This is a genomic window from Rhizobacter sp. P2_H2, from assembly GCF_056403375.1.
Genome location: NZ_JBFUFP010000910.1, coordinates 1 through 2247, shown reverse-complemented (window position 1 = coordinate 2247; position 2247 = coordinate 1). Strand labels below are relative to the sequence as shown.

The window sequence follows — 2247 nt, the reverse complement described above, 5'->3', positions numbered from 1 at the left end:
CAGCTCGATCAGCTGCTGCGCACGCTCGCGGGCTGCCGCCATCGGCAGCCCGCGGATCTCGGCCTGCAGCAGGATGTTGTCGATGACGCGCCGCCACGGCAGCAGCAGCGCGTTCTGGAACACGATGCCCACGTCGGTCTGCGGGCCGTTCACCGCACGGCCGGAGAGCGTCAACTCGCCGCCGCTGGCCGGCAACAGCCCGGCCACCAGCTTCATCAGCGTGCTCTTGCCGCAACCCGACGGGCCGACCACCGAGACGAACTCGCCGGCGCGGATCGAGAGATCGAGCGGGCGCAGCGTCTCGACGTCGCCGTCCTGCGTGCGGTAGGTCTTGCGCAGGCCGCGGGCCTCGATCAGCACCGGGGCCAGCTCGGCCTCTGGCACGGTCTTGAGCACGGCGCTCACGGCAGGTAGTCGAGAGTGACGTAGTCCTCGGGCTTGCCGCGCGTGGCCGGGTCCATGCCGCCGTACTGCACCAGCAGGTCCAGCGATTCGCCCACGTTCTTCATCGAGACGCGGAACGGCCGCAGCGCCTTGGTCTCGTCGGTGTGGTACAGCGCGGTCGTCAGCTTCAGGCCCACCAGCATGGTGTCGCGCTGGCCGGATTTCGGGTTCGCCTTCAGCGTCGCGTCGACCGCGGCCTCGGGGTTCTTCTCGGCCTCTTCGAGCGCGCGCGTGGTGGCGCGCAGGAAGCGCTTGACCAGGTCGGCTTTGCCGGACAGCGTGTCCTTGTGCGCGACGATGCCCGAGCTGATCAGGTTCACGCCGTAGTCGGCGAAGCGCACCACCTGCACGGGCTTCTTCGTCGCATCCTGCAGCTTGATGTTCTGGTCCATCACGTAGCCGAGCAGCAGGTCGGCCTGGCCGTTGATCACCGCGTTCAGCTTGGTCTGCGCGTCGCCGGAGACGGTCTTGAACTGGTTCTCCTGCAGCCCGGTCTTCTTCAGGAACAGCGGCCAGATCTGGCTCATCGAGTCGCCGGGCGTCATCGCGACGGTCTTGCCGGCGATGTCCTTCGCGGTCTTCACGCCCTTCTCGGAGAAGCCCATCACCGACATCGGGCTGACCTGCAGCGCGACGCCGACCGCCTTCACCGGCGCGCCCTTGGCAGCGGCCTTCATCATCGTCGGCACGTCGACATAGCCGAAGGTGGCCGAGCCCGCCGCCACCGCCTGGATCGACACCGCCGAGCCGCGGCCCTCCTGGATCTCCAGGTCGATGCCCTCGGCCTCGTAGAAGCCTTTCTCCTTGCCGATGAAGAAGGGCGCGTGCTCGCTGTAGACGTACCAGTTGAGCAGCAGCACCACCTTGTCGCGGGCCTGCGCGAAGGCAGGCGCGGCGAGGCCGACCGACAACGCGGCCGCCGCAGCGGCTTGCACCAGGACGCGTCTCTTCATGGGATGTCTCCTTCGGTTGTTGTTCAGGGCGTGCCGAGCTGTCCGGCGCGCTGCGAGGTGTGCCAGGGCATCAGCCAGCGTTCGACGAGTTCGACGGCGAGGAACAGCAGCACGCCCACCATCGACAGCAGCACCAGCGCGGCGAACATCAGCGGCAGGTCGAAGCTGCCGGTGGCCTTCTGCAGCACATAGCCGATGCCGGAGTTGGAGCCGACGAACTCGCCGACCACCGCGCCCACCACCGCCAGCGTCACCGAGACCTTCAGCCCGCTGAAGATCGACGGCAGCGCGGTGGGCAGCCGGAACTTGATGAACACCTTCCACGGGCTCGCGCCCATCGAACGGGCCAGGTCGATCACGTCGGCCTCGACCGACTTGAAGCCCTGCACCGTGGCGACCACCACCGGGAAGAAGCCGAGCAGGAAGGCCGCGATCACCTTGGGCACGATGCCGAAGCCGAACCACACGACGAACAGCGGCGCGATCGCCACCTTCGGGATCGACTGCGAGAACACCAGCAGCGGGTAGACGAAGCTCTCGACCAGGCGCGACGACGCGATCCACATCGCGATCGGCACGCCGAACAGCGCCGACAGCGCGAAGCCGCCCAGCGTGGCGTACAGCGTGGGCAGCGTCTCGCGCAGCAGCATCGGCCCCTCGGCCACCAGCTGGTGCGCCACCGACCACGGCGTGGGGATCAGGTAGGGCGGGATGCGGAACAGCCGCACCGCCAGGTCCCACAGCACCAGCAGCACCACCAGCAGCCAGGCCGGGCGCAGCGCGGGAGACAGGAGCCAGCGTTTCATCGTGCGGTCCTTCTTAACCGTTTGGTGAATTGCAGGGTCTGGCG

The 2247-nt window shown here is 68.0% G+C and carries 3 protein-coding genes; all 3 read right to left on the bottom strand.

Translation table 11 applies throughout. The features are described from left to right. Window positions 1-405: ATP-binding cassette domain-containing protein (locus tag AC1D15_RS28130; protein WP_477828601.1), on the bottom strand; the 405-nt coding region annotated here is incomplete at its 3' end. After that, on the bottom strand, window positions 402-1397 hold the full coding sequence (locus AC1D15_RS28125; protein ID WP_047512048.1) for an ABC transporter substrate-binding protein: 996 nt from the start codon (window positions 1395-1397) through the stop codon (window positions 402-404). The genes AC1D15_RS28125 and AC1D15_RS28130, both read right to left, overlap by 4 nt. 23 nt (window positions 1398-1420) lie before the next feature. Beyond that, on the bottom strand, window positions 1421-2203 hold the full coding sequence (locus AC1D15_RS28120) for an ABC transporter permease (protein WP_465112565.1): 783 nt from the start codon (window positions 2201-2203) through the stop codon (window positions 1421-1423). Window positions 2204-2247 lie beyond the last annotated feature (44 nt).

Coding starts and splice junctions, on each gene's coding strand:
- AC1D15_RS28120 (WP_465112565.1), bottom strand. CDS start 2,203: ATGAAACGCTGGCTCCTGTCTCCCGCGCTGCGCCCGGCCTGGCTGCTG.
- AC1D15_RS28125 (WP_047512048.1), bottom strand. CDS start 1,397: ATGAAGAGACGCGTCCTGGTGCAAGCCGCTGCGGCGGCCGCGTTGTCG.